The sequence below is a fragment of the Pseudoalteromonas sp. CH_XMU1449-3 genome, from assembly GCF_037027245.1.
Taxonomy (GTDB): Bacteria; Pseudomonadota; Gammaproteobacteria; order Enterobacterales; family Alteromonadaceae; genus Pseudoalteromonas; species Pseudoalteromonas shioyasakiensis.
Window position 1 is genome coordinate 194086 of sequence record NZ_JAYMDY010000003.1, and the last position, 18968, is coordinate 213053.

The following is an 18968-nucleotide window of genomic DNA, read 5'->3' on the forward strand; positions in this document are numbered from 1 at the left end:
TAGAACTTAAAAAGTATATTTTAAGCATGTAAAGCTGAGGTTACAGTAAGGCTTTAACTAGGTAAGATGTGTTCTTGTGCTGTGCGGTAACGAATAAGGTGTCAAAGATGTGTAACTGACTGGTTTGAAACAATAAAATGTTGTAACCCTAATTGTTAATATAGAAACTATTTATCAAATAACGAAATAATCGTAAATAGCTGAATATTGTCCTTGAACTTAGTACGTGCAATAAGTTAGTTTTCGTTAACGGTCTATGTTAGGAATGAGGAAAGAACATGCAATCGTGGAACCCAGACAGCTGGAGAAAACTGCCGATACTTCAGCAGCCAGAGTACCCAGATCAAGAAGCCCTTAAATCTGTTGAAGGGCAATTAAAAAGCGCACCACCTTTGGTATTTGCCGAAGAGACGCGTAGCTTATACAAACAACTAGAAGCTGTATGTGAAGGTAGAGCCTTCTTATTACAGGGGGGTGATTGTGCAGAGTCATTTAGTGACTTTAATGCCGCAAATATCCGCGATACATTTAAAACACTTTTACAAATGGCCGTTGTTTTAACTTATGGTGGTAAATGCCCTGTAGTTAAAATTGCGCGTATGGCAGGTCAGTACGCTAAGCCTCGCTCATCAGATTATGAAACAATCGATGGTGTTTCATTACCTTCGTACCGTGGTGATATCATCAATAATTTTGAATTCACAGAGCAAGCCCGTGTACCTGATCCACAGCGATTGATGACGGCATATCATCACAGTGCTGCAACGCTAAATTTATTACGCGCATTCGCACAAGGTGGTTTAGCCGATTTACACCAAGTAAACCGTTGGAACATGGGTTTTGTAGCAGCAAATCCGCTTAAAGAAAAATACCAACAGCTAGCTGACAGAATTCAAGATGCGCTTGAATTTATGGAAGTGTGTGGTATCGACTCAACCGTTGCACCGAGCTTAAAAGAAACAGACTTATTTACATCACACGAAGCGTTGTTATTAGGTTATGAAGAAGCACTAACACGCCGTGACCACTTATCAGGTGATTGGTACGATTGTTCTGCACACTTTGTTTGGATTGGTGAACGTACACGTCAACTTGATCATGCACACATCGAATTCTTTAAAGGTATTAAAAACCCTATCGGTGTGAAAGTTGGCCCGAGCATGGACCCAGATGAGCTAATCAAACTTATTGATGCAGTTAACCCTGATAACATTCCAGGTCGCTTAACGTTAATTACACGAATGGGCGCTGATGTTCTTCCAGAGAAACTACCGGCACTAGTACGTAAAGTACAACAAGAAGGCCGTAAAGTTATTTGGAGCTCAGATCCAATGCATGGTAATACTGAGAAAGCGAGCTCAGGTTATAAAACACGTAGCTTTAATAATATTCTTCGTGAAATTAGCCAGTTCTTCGCAGTACACAAAGCTGAAGGTTCATACCCAGGTGGTGTTCACCTTGAAATGACTGGTCAGCACGTTACTGAATGTACTGGTGGTGCGTATGGATTATCTGATGAAGATTTAGCACAACGCTACCGCACACAGTGCGACCCACGCTTAAATGCGGATCAAGTTTTAGAACTAGGTTTCTTAGTTGCTGACTTATTAAAAGACGCACGTAAGTAACACTAAGTTATTCAAAAAAGGCTGCACATTGCAGCCTTTTTAATGTCCGATACTAAAATAAGTTAGTACTTACGTCTTTCAAGTCCTGTATCAGATATAATCTTTGCAGAAATTTCTTCTACTGAATGATGAGTTGAATTTAAAAATTGAATCTTCTGCTTTTTATAAAGCATTTCTACTTCACGTACTTCGATACGACATTGTTTTAAAGACGCATATTTTGAATTTGCCATACGACGCTGTCGAATATCGGCAAGGCGAACAGGGTCAATCGTTAAACCAAAAAGTTTATGTTTGTAAGCTTTTAAACACTCAGGCAGGGTGCCACTTTCTAAATCATCTTCTGTTAGCGGGTAATTGGCTGCTTTAATGCCATACTGTAATGCCAAGTATAAACTAGTAGGTGTTTTACCGCTTCGGCTAACACCCACTAAAATAATATCGGCTTCAGAGTAGTTTTTAATGTTAGCGCCATCATCATTGGTCAACGCATAGTTAACCGCATCAATACGAAAATCATAACTTTTCTCGTGCATTGAATGCGTTCTATGAACCTTAGGTACTGGCGCAACTTTTAACTCTTGAGAAATTTTATCACTGTATTGTGATAAAAAGTCATAACACACCGCGCAAGACGATTTAATAATTTCACTTAGCTCGTGGTTTACAAAAGTGAAGAACACTAGCGGCTGTTCACCATCACGTTGCGCCGTTAAATTAATTAAGTTTTTAACTTCATTCGCTTTTTTTTCTGTTTCAACAAAAGGAATTGTTTTGTGATTAAACTCAACAGGAAACATAGATAAGGTCGCATGACCAAACACTTCAGAGGTGATTGCTGTTCCATCAGAGATATAAAATGCAGTTCTCATATTTAACCTTTTTATTACCTTTATCTGCAAAATAGGGGCTTCACGGTTTACGTGAGGTCTGTTGCCAGTGTAGAATGACTACGACCTTTTTAGAAGGTTTTCTTTCTTAACTCTCACAGTTAGTACTACAATTTGTTTATGGAGAAAGATCCGTGCAAGAATACGTTCTCTGGTATCAAGAGCTTGGTATGCAAGATGTTCCTCGTGTTGGCGGTAAAAACGCTTCACTAGGTGAAATGATCTCAAACCTAGCTAACGCTGGTGTTCAAGTGCCAGGTGGTTTCGCTACAACCGCTGATGCATTCAATGAGTTTCTAGAGCAATCTGGTTTAAACTCAAAAATCCACGATATTTTAGACACATTGGATGTGGATGATGTAAATACACTCGCTAAAGTCGGTGCCGAAATCCGCCAATGGATTATCGATACACCATTCCAACCAAACCTAGACCAAGCCATCCGCGACGCATATAGCCAACTACACGGCGACGCATCACAAGATGTTTCATTTGCAGTTCGCTCATCTGCTACAGCAGAAGACATGCCAGACGCTTCATTCGCAGGACAACAAGAAACGTTTTTAAACGTACGTGGTATTGATTCAGTAATGACTGCAATCAAACACGTGTTTGCCTCACTATTTAATGATCGCGCTATTTCTTACCGTGTTCACCAAGGTTATGACCATCGTGGTGTTGCACTTTCAGCTGGCATCCAACGCATGGTTCGTTCAGATAAAGCAGCTTCAGGTGTTATGTTCAGTATTGATACTGAATCTGGCTTTGAAGATGTTGTATTTGTAACTTCAAGCTATGGTCTTGGTGAAATGGTTGTACAGGGTGCTGTAAACCCAGATGAATTTTATGTTCATAAACCAACACTTGCTAACGGTAAGCCTTCAGTAGTTCGCCGTAATATTGGTTCAAAAGCAATCCAAATGATTTACTCTGCGGATGAATCACATGGTAAGCAAGTTGAAATTGTTGACGTTGATTCGTCACTTTCAAACAAATTCTCAATCACAGATGCTGAAGTTCAAGAACTTGCAAAGCAAGCTGTGATCATCGAAAAACACTACGGTCGTCCAATGGACATCGAGTGGGCAAAAGACGGTAACGACGGTAAGCTTTATATTGTTCAAGCTCGTCCAGAAACAGTTCGTTCAAACGAAGACGCTAACGTTATGGAGCGTTTCCAATTAAATGGTACAAGCACTGTTGTTGCTGAAGGCCGTGCAATTGGTCACAAGATTGGTTCAGGTACAGTACGCGTACTAGATTCAATTGATGAAATGGACAAAGTACAACAAGGTGACATTCTAGTTACTGACATGACTGACCCAGACTGGGAGCCAATCATGAAACGTGCCGCTGCGATTGTTACAAACCGTGGCGGTCGTACTTGTCACGCGGCAATCATTGCTCGTGAATTAGGTATTCCTGCAGTTGTTGGTTGTGGTAATGCAACTGATTTAATTAAAGCAGGCCAAGATGTAACTGTATCGTGTGCCGAAGGTGACACAGGTTATATCTACGAAGGTATTTTAGATTACGAAGTACTTACTTCACGTGTTGATGAAATGCCAGAGTTACCAATGAAAGTTATGATGAACGTAGGTAACCCTGATCGTGCATTTGACTTTGCACGCTTACCTCATGCAGGTGTTGGCCTTGCGCGTGTTGAATTCGTAATCAACCGTATGATTGGTGTTCACCCTAAAGCACTTCTTAACTTTGATGCTCAATCTGACGAGCTAAAAGCTGAAATCTCAGAAATGATGGCAGGTTATGAATCACCTGTAGAATTCTATATTTCTAAGCTTGTTGAAGGTATTGCAACACTAGGTTGTGCGTTTGCACCTGAGCGTGTCATTGTTCGTATGTCTGACTTTAAGTCAAACGAATATGCAAACCTTGTTGGCGGCCAGCAATATGAGCCGGAAGAAGAAAACCCAATGATTGGTTTCCGTGGTGCAGCACGTTATATCTCTGAAGATTTCCGTGACTGTTTCGCGTTAGAATGTGAAGCGATTAAACGTGTTCGCAACGAAATGGGTATGACTAATATTGAAATCATGATCCCATTTGTTCGTACGCTTGAAGAAGGTAAGCGCGTTATTGAATTACTTGAAGAACATGGCCTTAAACGTGGCGAAAATGGTCTGAAAGTAATCATGATGTGTGAATTACCATCAAACGCGTTACTTGCAGATGAGTTCTTAGAATATTTTGATGGTTTCTCTATCGGTTCAAACGACTTAACTCAGTTAACATTAGGTCTTGACCGTGACTCAGGTTTAATTGCGCATCTATTTGATGAGCGTAACCCTGCAATCAAGAAACTATTATCAATGGCTATTCAAACTGCTAAAGCAAAAGGCAAATACGTAGGTATTTGTGGTCAAGGTCCTTCAGATCATGAAGACTTTGCAGCTTGGTTAGTTGAGCAGGGCATTGATTCTGTTTCTCTAAACCCAGATACAGTATTAGAAACTTGGTTATATCTTGCTAAGAAATTAGCCGACTAAGTACTTTATTTAATTAAAATAAAGATTCTGATATAAAAAATGCCAGCACTTAGCTGGCATTTTTGTTACTTCGAAGGGCGTGTTGTCCTTTAAATCAGCGAGCAAGTTTTTTATCAATATAAGCACATGACTTAGTCAGAGCCTTTTGGCACAAGGTTAAATAATCACGCGCTTTAGGATAGTAAAAAGATAAACAGAAAAGTCCTGCAATAAAGAAGATCAGCGACGGTCCGGGAATAATGACAAAAACTAAACCCAATAACATGCACAAGGCACCTAAACTGATTAATGCAATTTTTTTCATCTGACTATCTCATTTGCTGCTTTAATACACAGTATAAAAGTATTGCCCCCGAAATCGATAAAAAGAGTGTTACAAACTGTAAAATCTTCAATTTAACTTAGCTATTAGCATGATATAATTTGCAAAATGCCTTAATTTATCACCGTCATGATAGCAACAATAAGCCAACAACAAGCCGCCACAGAACTCGTTTCTAATTACTTAGATACAATACAAAAACAAGGTTTTAGTGGTGATACCGATGCAAGCTTTTCTACACGTTTAAGTTTATCGACCGATAACAGCGTTTACCAACAGGTACCTCAAGGTGTCATCTTTCCAAAGTCAGCAAAAGACATACAACTTGCTATGCAAATTGCTTCACGTGATCCATTTTTATCACTGACTTTTGGTCCACGCGGAGGCGGTACAGGTACTAATGGACAATCGCTAACCCCGGGTATAGTTGTTGATTTATCTCGCTACATGCGTGAAATCTTAGAAATCAATGTCGAAGAAAACTGGGTGCGCGTGCAAACGGGTGTAATAAAAGACCAATTAAACGACTTTTTGCGTCCTTATGGTTTTTTCTTTGCGCCAGATTTATCAACAAGTAACCGTGCAACAATCGGTGGAATGATAAATACAGATGCATCAGGTCAAGGCTCTTTGGTTTATGGCAAAACAAGTGATCACGTTTTAGGACTGACAACTTATCTTGTTGATGGCACTGAAATGTCAACAACCCCTATGCCTGTTGAAAAGGCAAAATTAATTGCTGAACAAAACACCACTGTAGGTAAGTTATATAAAACAGTTCTTGATATTGGCCTTGAGAATCGAGACGCTATTTTAGAAAAATTCCCACGCTTAAACCGTTTTCTTACCGGCTACGATTTAGAACATATTTTTTCTGATGATTTACAAACCTTTGATATGAGCCGATTAATTACAGGCTCCGAAGGTTCATTAGGTATTGTAACTGAAGCAAAACTAAATATTACGCCCATTGCTGAATTTAAAACATTAATCAATATTAAATACGATAGCTTTGATTCTGCACTTCGTCATTCACCATTTCTAGTTGCCGCAAATGCAACTTCTGTAGAAACAGTCGATAGCAAAGTACTTAACCTTGCTCGAGAAGATATTATTTGGCACTCAGTATCGGACTTAATAACCGATGTTGAAAACAAAGATATGCAAGGGCTCAACATGGTTGAGTTTAATGCGGTTTCACCAGAAGACATTAAAGATAAAGTATACACTCTTTGTAAGCTACTCGATGAATGTGTTGAAAAACAAACTAATGGGGTGATCGGTTATCAGTTAACGAATGACAAAGCTGATATTTTAAAAATTTATGCAATGCGTAAAAAATCAGTAGGCCTTTTAGGTAATGTAAAAGGCAGTCAAAAACCGTTAGCTTTTGCTGAAGATACTGCAGTACCTCCAGAAAACCTAGCAGATTTTATAGTGGAGTTTCGTGAACTTCTCGATAACCACAACCTACAATATGGTATGTTCGGTCATGTTGATGCCGGCGTATTACACGTAAGACCTGCACTAGATATGTGTGACCCTGAGCAAGAAAAATTACTTCGTCATATTTCAGATGAAGTCGTTAAACTGACTGCAAAATATGGCGGCTTGATGTGGGGTGAGCACGGCAAAGGATATCGAAGTGAATATGGCCCTGAATTTTTCGGCGAGCATTTATTTACACAACTTCGAAAAATCAAAGCGGCATTTGATCCAAATAACAGAGTAAACCCAGGTAAAATCTGTACGCCAATTGAAAGTAAAGAGTCACTCGTTTCTGTTGATGATCAAAAACGTGCCTGGTTCGACAAACAAATTTCTATCGATGTTAAAACAGAATTTAATAACGCGATGACCTGTAATGGTAATGGTCTGTGTTTTAACTACGATGAAAAATCACCAATGTGTCCATCTTATAAAGTAACAGGTGACCGCCGATATTCACCTAAGGGTCGCGCAAGTTTAATGCGCGAATGGTTGCGACTTCAAGAGTCTGAAAATATTGATTTACTCAATGTTGAAAAAGAATTAGTTAATGGTGAAGTAATCACTTGGTGGGAGCGCTATCAACATAGTCGCGATAAGAAAAAAGGTGTTTATGATTTCTCTCACGAAGTGAAAGAATCAATGGATGAATGTTTAGCTTGTAAAGCATGTACTACTGCATGCCCAATAAAAGTTGATGTACCAACATTTCGTTCACGCTTTTTAAATTTCTACCACAGTTATTACGCTCGTCCCGCTAAAGATTACTTAGTAGCAGGTATCGAGCAAACTGCGCCGGTGATGGCAAAGTTTGCTAAAGTGGTAAATCCAATTGTAAATACAAAGCTTGTTTCAGGTTTAATTAAAAATACCATTGGTTATGTTGATACGCCAAGCTTAAGTGTACCGCAACTTTCTAAACGTATTTCTAAAGATCAGCAATTTAATTTTGAATTACTTAATTCGCTTTCAAAAGAACAACAAGCAGAATATGTACTGATAGTACAAGATCCATTCACTAGTTTTTACGAAGCCGAATTAGTCGAAAGCTTTATTAAAGTGATTAAAGCGTTAGGCAAAAAACCAATGCTATTACCGTTTAAACCAAATGGTAAAGCTCAGCATGTAAAAGGTTTTTTAAATGAATTTAAAACAACAGCAAAAAATGCAGCTGAGTTTTTAAATTCACTGAGTGAAATCAACGCTCCTTTAGTTGGGCTCGATGCATCTTTGGTTATGTGTTACAGAGATGAGTATGTCTCAATATTAAAAGATGAGCGTGGTGACTTTAAAGTTGAATTAGCTCATGAATGGCTTCAAACGCAAAACTTTAAACAAGTTAATCTTGCCACTACAACGAATTCGCCATTTAAATTATTAAGTCATTGTACTGAAACAACAGCAATGCCGAATTCATCTAAAGTTTGGCAAACCATTTTTGCTGATCTAAATTTACAGCTTGAAACTACCAGTACGGGTTGTTGTGGTATGGCAGGAACGTACGGCCATGAAAAACAAAACCAAGAAAATTCACGCGCACTTTATGAAATGAGTTGGCAACCAATTATTTCAAGTAATGAGCCTGAAACTATTTTAGCAACTGGCTTTTCTTGTCGTAGCCAAGTGAAGCGCTATGAAAAGTTTAAACCAAAGCATCCACTGCAATTAATTGCAGAGCTACTTTAAGTTGTAAAAATAAAAAAGGCGCTCAACGCGCCTTTTTTATTGGTAACTTTTTGCGATGGGCTTGGTGCTCATGCCATGAATGAACACACTAAATAAAATGGTTGTTAATGTTACTGTGGCAATTTGTTCTTTGTTTGCAATTGCTGTATCCATAACCATTAAAGTGAAAACGATAGACGCCAAACCTCGAGGACCAAACCACGCAAAAGTCAATTTGTCTTTGAAATTTAAATTAGTAAACATAAGTGAAAGTAGTACCGGCACAATTCTAAAAATCGTCACACTTAATAACGCATAAAAAACAATTGGCCAGGTAATATCATTCACAATTAAGTGACCACATACAAAACCGAATAAACACCAAATAAGTAGGGCAACGAATTCAGCGATATGCTCTGAGTCTTTAACTAATGTTATACGAATTTTTTTGGGTGCTAAGTAATCAAATAAAAGTCCCGCAACAAAAACAGCTATAAAACCACTGCCATGAAAATTTTGTGTTAAAGAGAAAATGGCCATCACTAAACCAATCAATAAAAATGGACTGCTATTATTTGCAAAGTAATGACGTGCTAATGCAATTTTTAAAAGTGGAATAAATACTGCCATCGACACACCTGCAATAATCAGTGCAACACCTAACTCTCTTGTAAAAACAAGTAAAGTATCAATTGTCGTTACAGCACTTTCTGGATTTTGAGCTAATAAAAGTAAAACTAAAAAGATGGGTACGCAAAGGCCATCGTTCAAACCACTTTCCGTATTGATTCCTTCGCGAACTTTTTCTGGTACCGATGTACATTCTAAAATTCCTTTGCTAAGCGCAGCATCCGTTGGTGTTAAAATAATCGCGATCAAGGCAGATTGAAAAAGTGATAACTCCGAAAAGAAAAACAATCCACCGGCAACACCTAACAGTAATGTCATCGGCAAAGCCACAAAAAGTAGCAGGCTAGGGTACTGATAACTATGTTTTAATACGGGGAGTTTTGATTTTGCTGCATCGGTAAATAAAAAAATACTTAAGGTTAATTCTACCAAAGGTAAAATGTCGCTGAGTCCGGCTTCGCCTAACTTAAACTCACTCGGCAAAAAGTAAGACATTGCAATTCCGACCAACACAAAAAACATCGGCCCAGTAATTTCTGTTCGCTCTAATTGCCGAATCGTCAGTGAGTAAAATAATAAAGCTAAACCGACTAACGCCAGTATTGTATATTCCATTAAACTTTCCTTTTTATTCCAGACTTTGCACGTTCTTTTATATTTGTTTGAATATAAATTTGATCTGTCGTAGCAATTTTTGCATGACCTAAATCTTCAGATAAATGTTTTAGCGGTCTTGTTTGAGCATCGTGTGTTGCACCAGTATGCCTTAACCAGTGAGCAGTAGCTGCTTCAAGTTGTTCCGCATCATCTTTAAAGCCGTCTTGTAAAAGAGATTGTTTTGCTAAGTCAAAACTTTGTTGTACCAAACGACGAATTTGACGAACAGTCATTCCACCTTTGCCACGAATTTTATGAACTAGCGGCTCAGCTTCATCAACACGGGGCAGGGCAGGTAAACCTCGGTAAAGCCTATAACGTTTTAGATATGATATAAAATCTTCACTTAAGGTAACATCACGTAACTTGTTACCTTTACCCATAATTCTTAAAAACCAAAAACCATCATTATCTTGCCAAAAATGTGACATAACCGGCGACCACTGAGGGCGTTCTGATAACTCAGATATTCGTAAGTACAATCCTTTTAAGCAAGCAAGAGTGAATAAATTTCTCTCTAAATCAGGTTGTTGCTCACATAAATCTCGAGTAACACCAAAAACATATTCCCATTGAATATCACTGAGTGTATCGGGGATTTTAATTTGCGATTGCACAACTAAGTAAGGGCTATTCTTTTTAACAACCGGTACAAAGTTAGCAAAGGTTTTTTCTTCTAAAATTGCGAACTTATAAAAAACATTGAGTGCTGTAAACATAGCTGCGAGTGTTTGTTGGCTAGCAATATTTTCTTTATTTATGAAAGGGCGCCAATTTGTATTGAGTCGTCTTATGCCTTGTTCATCTTTATAACGCCATTGCACTGAATTTGATAACCAGGCTGAATCTGGTTCAACCATAAAATCAACATAAGCTTCAATATCGTCACGCTTTAGATCGAATACCGATTTTTCAGCAACCAACCACGACCATAAACAAAAACGCTCAAGCTCATTTCGAAAACGATTAAATGTGGCTTCTGATTTTCGGCCATACACATACAAAAACTGATAAAGAAAAACTAAGTCATTTTTTGATTCAGCAACAGTCAATCCAACTTGATGTATAAAGTTATCAAGTTCTGGATATTCTGTTGCAAGAGTATCATCTTCAAGATGGGCAATTTGGTAACGCAGTTGTTTTAGTGTATCGACGAGAGCAACGAGCATAATGATGTAATATCTTGTAAAATAGCTAGTTATAAGATTACCATAAAGTCCGATACTGTCTAGTATTGGACTTAATATATCTTTAGTATTTGCAACATTAACTAGATTGCCATACTAATATTCAAGGAATATGTATGAAAAAGTTTATCGCTATTAGTTTAGTTTTAATCACTACAATTTTAACCGGTTGTGCTACAACAGGCAGTGCATCTCCCGATGAAAAACGAGCTTTAGTACAAAGCATGAAAAACAATACATTAAGTGAGCTTTACACTCAAAAACCTGATGTTAAACAACAAATTGCTAACTCTGCTGGTTATGCGGTTTTTGATAATGCCAATGTAAATGTTGTTTTAGCCAGTTTTGGCGGTGGCTATGGTGTTGTTAAAAACAACCTAACCGGTAAATCAACTTACATGAATATGGGTGAAGCGGGTTTAGGTCTAGGTTTAGGTGTTAAAGACTTTAATGTTGTGATGGTTTTTCATAACCAAGCAGCAGTAAATCGCTTTATTGAACATGGTTGGGCATTCGGTGGAAACGCTGATGCAGCGGCAAAATATGAAGATAAGGGTGGCGCTTTAGTTGCCGAAGCAATTGCAGACCAAGTAACTGTTTACTCTTTAACCGAAAATGGCCTTGCGTTACAAGCGGTACTTAAAGGCACTAAGTTTTGGGTAGATTCTGAGCTTAATTAAGCTATTTAAAACCCTTCTAAAAGTGGGCTAGTTAGCAACCTAACTCCCACTTTTAATTACTTTAGTTTATTTAACATAACGTAATTTATGGGCAATTGTTGAATTTTAATCTTTATGTATAGGCTATTAAATTGTCTAGTTTTCTAAATCCACATTTCTAATAATTTAATACTTAAAACTGCTATTCATTTCAAACTTTTGATTTATCTATGCTATCAGAAATTTCGTATTTAATTCATAAGCCACTAATTTTACTTAATATTATTTCTTCATCTTATTATAGTAAGACTTTCAGGTTGGGACAGAAGGCTTAGGCCTCAATACCGCTCACGAATCACATTAGTCTAAACAATAATAACAAGGATTCATCATGAGGAAGTTTTTTCTAATCATCATAATTAGCTATTTCGCATGGGATTATTATGCAGTTAATTATGGGGGTATGTCACCAACACAAACGCTTCAAACAAAAATTATTGATCCCGTAAAATCAAATTACAGCCATAATCGAGATATCACAATATCTGATTATGAAAAGCCAGAGTATGAATGTGATGGCCGACAATATTGCAGCCAAATGAACTCTCTAGAAGAAGCGTTATTTTTTACTAAAAATTGCCCTAACACAAAGTTAGATCAAAGCCCTGGTGAAGCCCCCTGCCAGAGTGATTTTATTTTGCGAGATTAATGTATTTTAAAAATCAAGTTGGCTAAATTTTACAATTTAGCTAACTTTTAACCCATCTCCCCAACTTTTCTTAGTTAAATAATATTAACTTTTGTAACATAAAACCGGAATTTTCCTAGTTCTTTATCACGAATTTATCGCTAAATTGTTTATAAACACTAGTGTTCAAATTAACACTACCTCTTTCTGGTTCAGACTGTTTTTACTCCGCTAATTTACTTTCTGAACTTAAAGCTGTACTTGGGTGATTTTAACGTGAAACATAGAATTAATACCGATACCGAAGTTAAATTTTCTGAATCTGACATCCTCCTATCGACTACTGATTTGCAAAGCCATATTACCTATGCCAATGATGAATTTTGCAAAATAGCTGGTTTCACGCTAGACGAAATGGTAGGTAAGCCTCATAACCTTGTTCGCCACTCTGATATGCCGAAACTGGCTTTTGCAGATTTGTGGCAACATCTAAAAAATGGTCAATCTTGGATGGGGCCTGTTAAAAATCGCTGTAAAAATGGTGATTATTATTGGGTTAATGCCTTTGTAACACCGATTAAAGATAAAAGTGGTCGTACTGTTGAGTTTCAATCAGTCAGAACTAAACAAAGTGATGATGTCGTACAAAGAGCGACCGCTGAATACGCTAAAATAAACAATAATCAAAAATCTCATGCCACTGCAGCAAAGTTTGATGCCACTCTTTACATAAGTGCCCTATTATTCATTAGTTTTTTAGGTTCGCTGGCTGCCGCTTTTAGTTCTGGGTTTGATATTTTTAATTGTCTACTAGTTCTATTTTTAGCATCAGCTAATGGGCTTATGTATTTTTGGCGTCAAAAATATTTAGCGCTTATAAGCAAAGCAAAACAAGTCTACGATAATCCTTTAATGGCCTACCTCTACTCTGGTACTAATGATCAATCTGGCTTTTTACATCTTGCCCTTGAGATGCAACAAGCTAAATTAAAAGCTGTTGTTGGTCGTGTAAATGATGTGACCATGGGCGTTAATCATAACGCGCAACAATGTGCAGAGTCTGGTCATAACGTGACTGAGCTTTTAAATAAGCAAACAGATGAAGTCTCACAAATTGTTGTTGCCACTGAGCAAATGACGGCCTCAATCAATGAGCTTTCATCAAGCACAATGCAATCTAATCAAGCTGCCGAAGAGTCAAACCAAGCAACCGAAGAAGGCTCACTTGCGGTCAAGCAAACGATAACTTCAATTAGTGAGCTTGATGAAAAACTCAAAGCAGCGAGTAGCCAAGTAGAAAACTTAATAGAAGGCAATCAACACATTGTGGCAATTTTATCTGAGATAAACGCCATTGCTGATCAAACTAATTTACTTGCTTTAAATGCGGCTATCGAAGCTGCCCGAGCAGGCGACCATGGCCGTGGTTTTGCTGTTGTTGCAGGTGAAGTTCGTGCATTGGCATCACGTACACAGCAATCAACTGAAGAAATAAACAATGTGTTAAATCAGCTCACACACGCCTCGAAACAAGCACAACTTGCCATGAAAGACGGACTTAACTTGTCGGCTAAAAGTGTTGAGCTTGCACATCAAAGCGGCGATAGTTTAGACCATATTAAAGCCCAGTCTATCAAACTAAGTGAACTCAATAGCATCATAGCGCATGCAATGAACGAACAACTAACAGCAAGCCAAGTTATTGCTACCAACTTAACGTCAGCGCAAGACTTTGCTCATGAGTGTACAGAGCTTGGCCATACTTCGCAGCAACTTTGCGAAGCGCTCCTCAGTAAAGTGACTGAGCAAACTTCCTTGATTAATCAGTTTAAGTAGCGAAAGCAATACTATTTGATAAGGTTTATTTTCGGTGTGTACTTATTAGTACACACCGCATCGAATGCTTCTGCTAGCCGTTCTGTTTCTTTGAATACCTGCTGCCAATATTTTATTCGTGTATCAGCATCAAGTTCAGTAAAGTCTTTGCGATCAGGGATTTTGCCATAAGGTAATGAAGCAACAAAGTCAGCTGATGGAGTGATCATTACCACGTTATCATAGTTACTTGGAGTAACACCGCGCTTTAGGCTCTTATCAAACCAACCCGCTTTAGGGCTGTTATTAAAATGCGGATATAAAATAAGCCCGTCATTATGAATACTTAAGTCAAAGTGATAATCGATGATACCGCCATCGCGATACATACCTGGTGGTGTTCCTTTGATATTTTTAATGCCCTGCATGACTAATGGAATAGAGCCTGAAGCAAGTAATGCATCGGCTAAATTATCTTCGCTAAGCTCAATAGTATGGGTATTAAAGGTATTATTATCGGAAAAAGATAACTGACTATCTGCAGGCTGAAATACATAACGCTCATATTGCTTGCTTAACAAACGCCTATTCATTCGATTGAATAAGTAGCTTTTAGATAACCCCATTAACTGCATCACTTTGTTTTCTGATGCTGTAAAGCCATTCGATTTTGCAACTATAAAGTGGGCTTTAAAAATAGGGTTGTTAATGATTTCTTGAATACCATTTTCAGCAAAAACCGTGCTTAATAACTGTCGCGCTTTTGTTGTTATTTCTGCTGGTTTTGCTTTATTTGATGAATAACGTGTTTCAGAGTAAGACTTTGCTAATCGAGATATTGCAGCAACAGGATCATTTTGTGCAAAACAGGCAGCTCTAAATGCCCCAGCACTTGACCCTAATAAGTTTAAAGGCGTAGTACGGTCTTTAAAAAATTCACCAAATAGATATTTATCCAAACCAAATAAGGTAAACCATTTGGGTCCGCCGCTTGCTCCTAAAAAGGTATTAAACAAATCGGCAGACAGGCCTTGCTCTTGAATTACTTTTGCAGCACTTGGCCCTGCGTAAATATCTATCATGGTTACTTTTCTCGTTATTGTTTTAGATTATTTGCGCCAAATCCCTTGTTCTGTTTGACCTTGAACCTGCACTTTTTCAGAATCAAAACTCGGTTCTTGCCCTGCTTCACGTTGACTATGGTAGTCTTTTGTCACAGATAAGATGGTTGGCGTTAAGCGTATGATAGCGATAACGTTCACCACTGTCATTAAACCTAAAGCAATGTCTGCAAGATCCCACACTTGTTTAATGGTGGCCGATGCGCCCCAAATCATCATGGATAAATATAAACAGGTGTAAATTCCACGGCCGAGTTTATTATCTAGTTTAAATAAATGTAGGTTACTTTCTGCGTAGGCATAGTTTGCAACCACTGAAGTAAACGCGAATAAACAAATTGCAGCCGCTACAAAGTAAATGCCACCAGCGGCCATATGCGCTGTCATCGCAGATTGAGTTAAGCGGATCCCTTCCATTTCGCTGCTAATATCAATATCAGCCAATAAAATAATCACCGCCGTACAACTACACAGCACAATGGTATCGAAAAACACCCCTAGCATTTGAATATAGCCTTGAGTGACTGGGTGATTTGGTACTGGTGATGCACAGCCAGATGCATGTGGCACACTCCCCGCTCCAGCTTCATTCGAATAAAGCCCCCGCTGAATACCATTTTTAATTGCGGCACCCATTGCTCCTGCGCCTGCTTCTTGTAAGCCAAAGGCTGAAAGTAAAATATCTTCAATCATCGCAGGCACTTTACCGATATTCAATAAAGTAATAATAATGGCGACTAGTACAAATAAAATGCCCATAACTGGCACAATTCGTTCAGCAAAGCGGGCAATAGCTTTAAAGCCACCTAAAATAATAGAGCCTGCCAGTATCGTGATCACAATACCTGAATACAAAGTAGGAATTTCAAATGCGTAATTGAGGGCATCGGTAATGGTATTCGTTTGCATGGCACTAAACGTAAAGCCATAACCAAGAAACAAGCAAAAAGCAAAACACACTGCAAGCGCTCTACTGCCTAACCCTTGCTGAATATAATAAGCAGGACCGCCTCTAAACTCGCCGTTGGCATCCCTAACTTTATAGACTTGCCCAAGTACGCTCTCGGCAAAACCAGTGGCCATGCCCAAAATGGCAATCACCCACATCCAAAATATTGCACCGCTGCCCCCTAACGAAATAGCAACGGCAACCCCCGCAAGGTTACCTGTGCCCACGCGAGCTGAAAGACCAGTACATAAAGCTTGAAACGAGCTAATTGAGTTTTTATCTGTGCTGCTACTCGACTTTAACAGGCTAAACATATGGCGAAACTTAACCAATTGAATCGCTTTTAGCCTTACCGAAAACCAGATACCAGCAAACAGAAGAATATAGATAAGAATTTGGCCTTCTCCCCAAAGAAGACCATTGATTGTCGATACAGCACTGTTAAACATGGCAAGCCTTTATTGTTCTTATAGATAAAAAATCACAAAAAGTGAATAGCTAACCACTTTAACTCTATTTACAAATATCTCAAGTAGGCAATGGGATTAATTGCCCGAGCCTGCTCCCAACTAATTTAGCAGTTGTTGCTGTAAAAAGGCACGACCTGCCGCTAAACCTAATTTGTGATCATAGCGCAGATCTGAATCTGTACTACCCAGTAGCTTACTGCGTAATTTATCGCCTGCAAAAATTTGCGTGATACGGGCATCACTTGGTGGGTTGGCAATGAAATCGAGTTCTTCTTGATAAGCTTGTTCGTGTTGAACCAAGTAATCAATGGTTTTAGGGCAATAACCTGATACGCAAACTAGTGACTTTAACTTATTTACCCATTCAGATTGTACTTGAAAGTTTTCATCAACAGTACGAATGACCACAATATCACGAGCACCACGGTTATAAGCTTCTTTCACAGGTAAAGGTGCGGCTAAACCACCATCTAAATACATATCATGCACTAAATCAGTATTAGAGCTTTGAATAATGGCATCGTTTGCGGCCTTTGTTGTTAGCCAAGGCGTTAAGTTCACTCCATCTTTATATAAAAATGGCAGTGCGCTTGATGCTTTTAATAATGCCAACCATTGCGTATCTTCACCATTTGGGCTCAAATAATACGGTTTACGATCAGCTGCGTTAGTGGTTGTGATCAACAGTTCGCGTTTACCTAGGCTTTGTGTTGCTGTTTTAAAATCAAGGGCACGGTTTACCTCTTTGGTTTTATCAAAATACCAATCAAGGTCAACAATGCTTTTACCAAACAGCCCGCGGCCAAGTTGGAAAAAACGTTTATGACGAGAAAGGCCTCTGATCAAACGTTTTGCATAGCCTTTTTGACGCGCTAAATAACTTGTTAAGTTTTGTGAGCCTGCCGATGTGCCAATGAATAAATCGAATGGATCGTAATTATTTTCTAACCATGCATCGAGCACACCTGCGGTAAAAATCCCTCGTTGCCCACCACCCTCAGCGATTAATGCTGTTTTTGTTTGTGGTTCTACTGCGGCAATTGTTTGAGATTTCACGGTGCACCTTCCTAGGGTTATGGTTAATAAATGTATTGTATTAAGTTAATTTCAATCCCTAAAACGGATTATATAAATTGATTTAATCTATAAAACCGTTTAATAAATGAGTGTCAGGGCTTAAGCAATGCGCATAAAAAACTCATTTCGCGCATTCACTATTTGCCAAACCGTATTAGTGCATGATGCTTGCTAATATTTCCAGCGCATGTTGTCTGTCACTCAATTCATACAGGTCATTTGTAAAAATAAACTCATCAACCTGTAGCGTTTGTTTAATCATACTCAGCTTATGCTTAACGCTCGCTTGACCGCCCACAACAGAAAGCCCTAAAAAGTTTTCTACTTGCATTTTTTCTTGCGCTGTCCACAATCCTTCCATTGTTGCAACAGGCTCTTTAAGCCACAGTGGCTTGCCGCGCATAAGTGCTAAGATACGTTGTTTCGCTGTGGTTGCTAAAAACTGTGCTTGTTCGTCGGTGTCAGCTGCAACAACAGGTAAGCCAAGCATGACGTATGGCTTATCTAATACCTCAGATGGTTGAAATTCTCTGCGATACAATGCAATGGCACCTTCAACAAAGCGCGGCGCAAAATGACCTGCAAATGCGTATGGCAAACCTTTTTTAGCAGCAAGCCCAGCACTATAAAGGCTTGAGCCCAGTAACCAGATTGGTACATTTGTATCTTCACCTGGGATTGCGCGTACTGGAGAGTCACCTTTATATGGGCCAAGTAAAGCTTGCAGCTCCGTTACCTCATCATTGAAGTGTTCAGCGCGTTGTTCGTCACGGCGCAAAGCACGGCTGGTAATTGGGTCACTACCTGGTGCTCGGCCTAAACCTAAATCAATGCGACCGGGGTATAAACTCTCTAGGGTGCCAAATTGCTCAGCAACCACCAGCGGTGGGTGGTTAGGTAACATCACCCCGCCTGCACCTACACGGATATTCTGAGTTTTACCTGCGATATGGCCTATCAGTACTGAAGTTGCGGCACACACGATACCGCGCATATTGTGATGCTCTGCCATCCAAAACCGATTAAAACCAAGTTTGTCGGCTGTTTGTGCATAGGTAACACTATTTGCTAGTGTTTGCGAAACGGTTTCGTGCTCTTTCATTGGGCTCAATTCAAGCAATGAAAAAGGTGTGTTGCTAAGATCTGACATTCGCTCTCCAAAGTTTAACTCTTTATAATTAGTTAATGAGAGCGAATGGCTATTTTTCAAAT

General features: G+C 38.8%; 14 protein-coding genes. 6 read left to right on the forward strand and 8 right to left on the reverse strand.

Features of this window, described 5'->3' with window-relative positions; all coding sequences use genetic code 11:
- Positions 1–278: 278 nt before the first annotated feature.
- Entirely contained in the window at positions 279–1628 is a 1350-nt protein-coding gene (locus tag WA256_RS05800) for a class II 3-deoxy-7-phosphoheptulonate synthase (RefSeq protein WP_062565467.1), read from the forward strand.
- 62 nt (positions 1629–1690) lie between these two features.
- On the opposite strand, the gene ppsR is transcribed toward WA256_RS05800, so the two are convergent.
- Positions 1691–2500 (reverse strand): posphoenolpyruvate synthetase regulatory kinase/phosphorylase PpsR, encoded by an 810-nt coding sequence (ppsR, locus tag WA256_RS05805; protein ID WP_335989667.1) that lies wholly within the window; start codon positions 2498–2500, stop codon positions 1691–1693.
- A gap of 152 nt (positions 2501–2652) precedes the next feature.
- Here ppsR and ppsA point away from each other — a divergent pair, with 152 nt between their 5' ends.
- Positions 2653–5028, forward strand: a complete 2376-nt coding sequence (ppsA, locus tag WA256_RS05810) for a phosphoenolpyruvate synthase (protein WP_250660682.1) — start codon at positions 2653–2655, stop codon at positions 5026–5028.
- 94 nt (positions 5029–5122) lie between these two features.
- Here ppsA and WA256_RS05815 read toward each other — a convergent pair whose 3' ends face one another.
- Entirely contained in the window at positions 5123–5332 is a 210-nt protein-coding gene (locus tag WA256_RS05815; RefSeq protein ID WP_054553331.1) for a PGPGW domain-containing protein, read from the reverse strand.
- Positions 5333–5479: 147 nt separating this feature from the next.
- On the opposite strand from WA256_RS05815, the gene ydiJ reads away from it, so the two are divergent.
- Entirely contained in the window at positions 5480–8524 is a 3045-nt protein-coding gene (ydiJ, locus tag WA256_RS05820) for a D-2-hydroxyglutarate dehydrogenase YdiJ (RefSeq protein ID WP_335989671.1), read from the forward strand.
- A gap of 36 nt (positions 8525–8560) precedes the next feature.
- Here ydiJ and WA256_RS05825 read toward each other — a convergent pair whose 3' ends face one another.
- A complete protein-coding gene (locus WA256_RS05825; RefSeq protein WP_335989673.1) occupies positions 8561–9748 on the reverse strand; it encodes a cation:proton antiporter in 1188 nt (395 codons plus the stop codon).
- On the reverse strand, positions 9748–10959 hold the full coding sequence (locus WA256_RS05830) for a tyrosine-type recombinase/integrase (RefSeq protein ID WP_063530343.1): 1212 nt from the start codon (positions 10957–10959) through the stop codon (positions 9748–9750). The genes WA256_RS05825 and WA256_RS05830 overlap by 1 nt, the downstream gene beginning before the upstream one ends.
- 134 nt (positions 10960–11093) lie before the next feature.
- Between WA256_RS05830 and WA256_RS05835 the strand changes: the two genes are divergently transcribed.
- The 3 genes from WA256_RS05835 (at position 11094) to WA256_RS05845 (ending at position 14160) form a co-directional block, all read left to right on the forward strand.
- The gene (locus WA256_RS05835; protein WP_054563096.1) at positions 11094–11657 is read left to right on the forward strand and encodes a YSC84-related protein; all 564 of its coding nucleotides are present in this window, start codon (positions 11094–11096) and stop codon (positions 11655–11657) included.
- Between the two features lie 370 nt (positions 11658–12027).
- Complete coding sequence (locus WA256_RS21040; protein WP_442961420.1) at positions 12028–12345, forward strand: hypothetical protein; 318 nt, start codon at positions 12028–12030, stop codon at positions 12343–12345.
- Between the two features lie 255 nt (positions 12346–12600).
- Entirely contained in the window at positions 12601–14160 is a 1560-nt protein-coding gene (locus tag WA256_RS05845) for a methyl-accepting chemotaxis protein (protein ID WP_335989679.1), read from the forward strand.
- An 11-nt stretch (positions 14161–14171) separates the two neighbouring features.
- Here WA256_RS05845 and WA256_RS05850 read toward each other — a convergent pair whose 3' ends face one another.
- The 4 genes from WA256_RS05850 to WA256_RS05865 form a co-directional block, all read right to left on the reverse strand.
- Positions 14172–15221, reverse strand: a complete 1050-nt coding sequence (locus tag WA256_RS05850) for a patatin-like phospholipase family protein (protein ID WP_335989681.1) — start codon at positions 15219–15221, stop codon at positions 14172–14174.
- A gap of 27 nt (positions 15222–15248) precedes the next feature.
- Entirely contained in the window at positions 15249–16658 is a 1410-nt protein-coding gene (locus WA256_RS05855) for an alanine/glycine:cation symporter family protein (RefSeq protein ID WP_335989682.1), read from the reverse strand.
- A gap of 120 nt (positions 16659–16778) precedes the next feature.
- On the reverse strand, positions 16779–17735 hold the full coding sequence (locus tag WA256_RS05860) for a patatin-like phospholipase family protein (RefSeq protein ID WP_062565476.1): 957 nt from the start codon (positions 17733–17735) through the stop codon (positions 16779–16781).
- A 175-nt stretch (positions 17736–17910) separates the two neighbouring features.
- Positions 17911–18906, reverse strand: a complete 996-nt coding sequence (locus tag WA256_RS05865; protein ID WP_335989684.1) for an LLM class flavin-dependent oxidoreductase — start codon at positions 18904–18906, stop codon at positions 17911–17913.
- Positions 18907–18968 lie beyond the last annotated feature (62 nt).

Coding starts and splice junctions, on each gene's coding strand:
- WA256_RS05815 (WP_054553331.1), bottom strand. CDS start 5,332: ATGAAAAAAATTGCATTAATCAGTTTAGGTGCCTTGTGCATGTTATTG.
- WA256_RS05855 (WP_335989682.1), bottom strand. CDS start 16,658: ATGTTTAACAGTGCTGTATCGACAATCAATGGTCTTCTTTGGGGAGAA.
- WA256_RS05850 (WP_335989681.1), bottom strand. CDS start 15,221: ATGATAGATATTTACGCAGGGCCAAGTGCTGCAAAAGTAATTCAAGAG.
- WA256_RS05865 (WP_335989684.1), bottom strand. CDS start 18,906: ATGTCAGATCTTAGCAACACACCTTTTTCATTGCTTGAATTGAGCCCA.
- ppsR (WP_335989667.1), bottom strand. CDS start 2,500: ATGAGAACTGCATTTTATATCTCTGATGGAACAGCAATCACCTCTGAA.
- WA256_RS05800 (WP_062565467.1), top strand. CDS start 279: ATGCAATCGTGGAACCCAGACAGCTGGAGAAAACTGCCGATACTTCAG.
- ydiJ (WP_335989671.1), top strand. CDS start 5,480: ATGATAGCAACAATAAGCCAACAACAAGCCGCCACAGAACTCGTTTCT.
- WA256_RS05835 (WP_054563096.1), top strand. CDS start 11,094: ATGAAAAAGTTTATCGCTATTAGTTTAGTTTTAATCACTACAATTTTA.
- WA256_RS05825 (WP_335989673.1), bottom strand. CDS start 9,748: ATGGAATATACAATACTGGCGTTAGTCGGTTTAGCTTTATTATTTTAC.
- WA256_RS21040 (WP_442961420.1), top strand. CDS start 12,028: ATGAGGAAGTTTTTTCTAATCATCATAATTAGCTATTTCGCATGGGAT.
- WA256_RS05830 (WP_063530343.1), bottom strand. CDS start 10,959: ATGCTCGTTGCTCTCGTCGATACACTAAAACAACTGCGTTACCAAATT.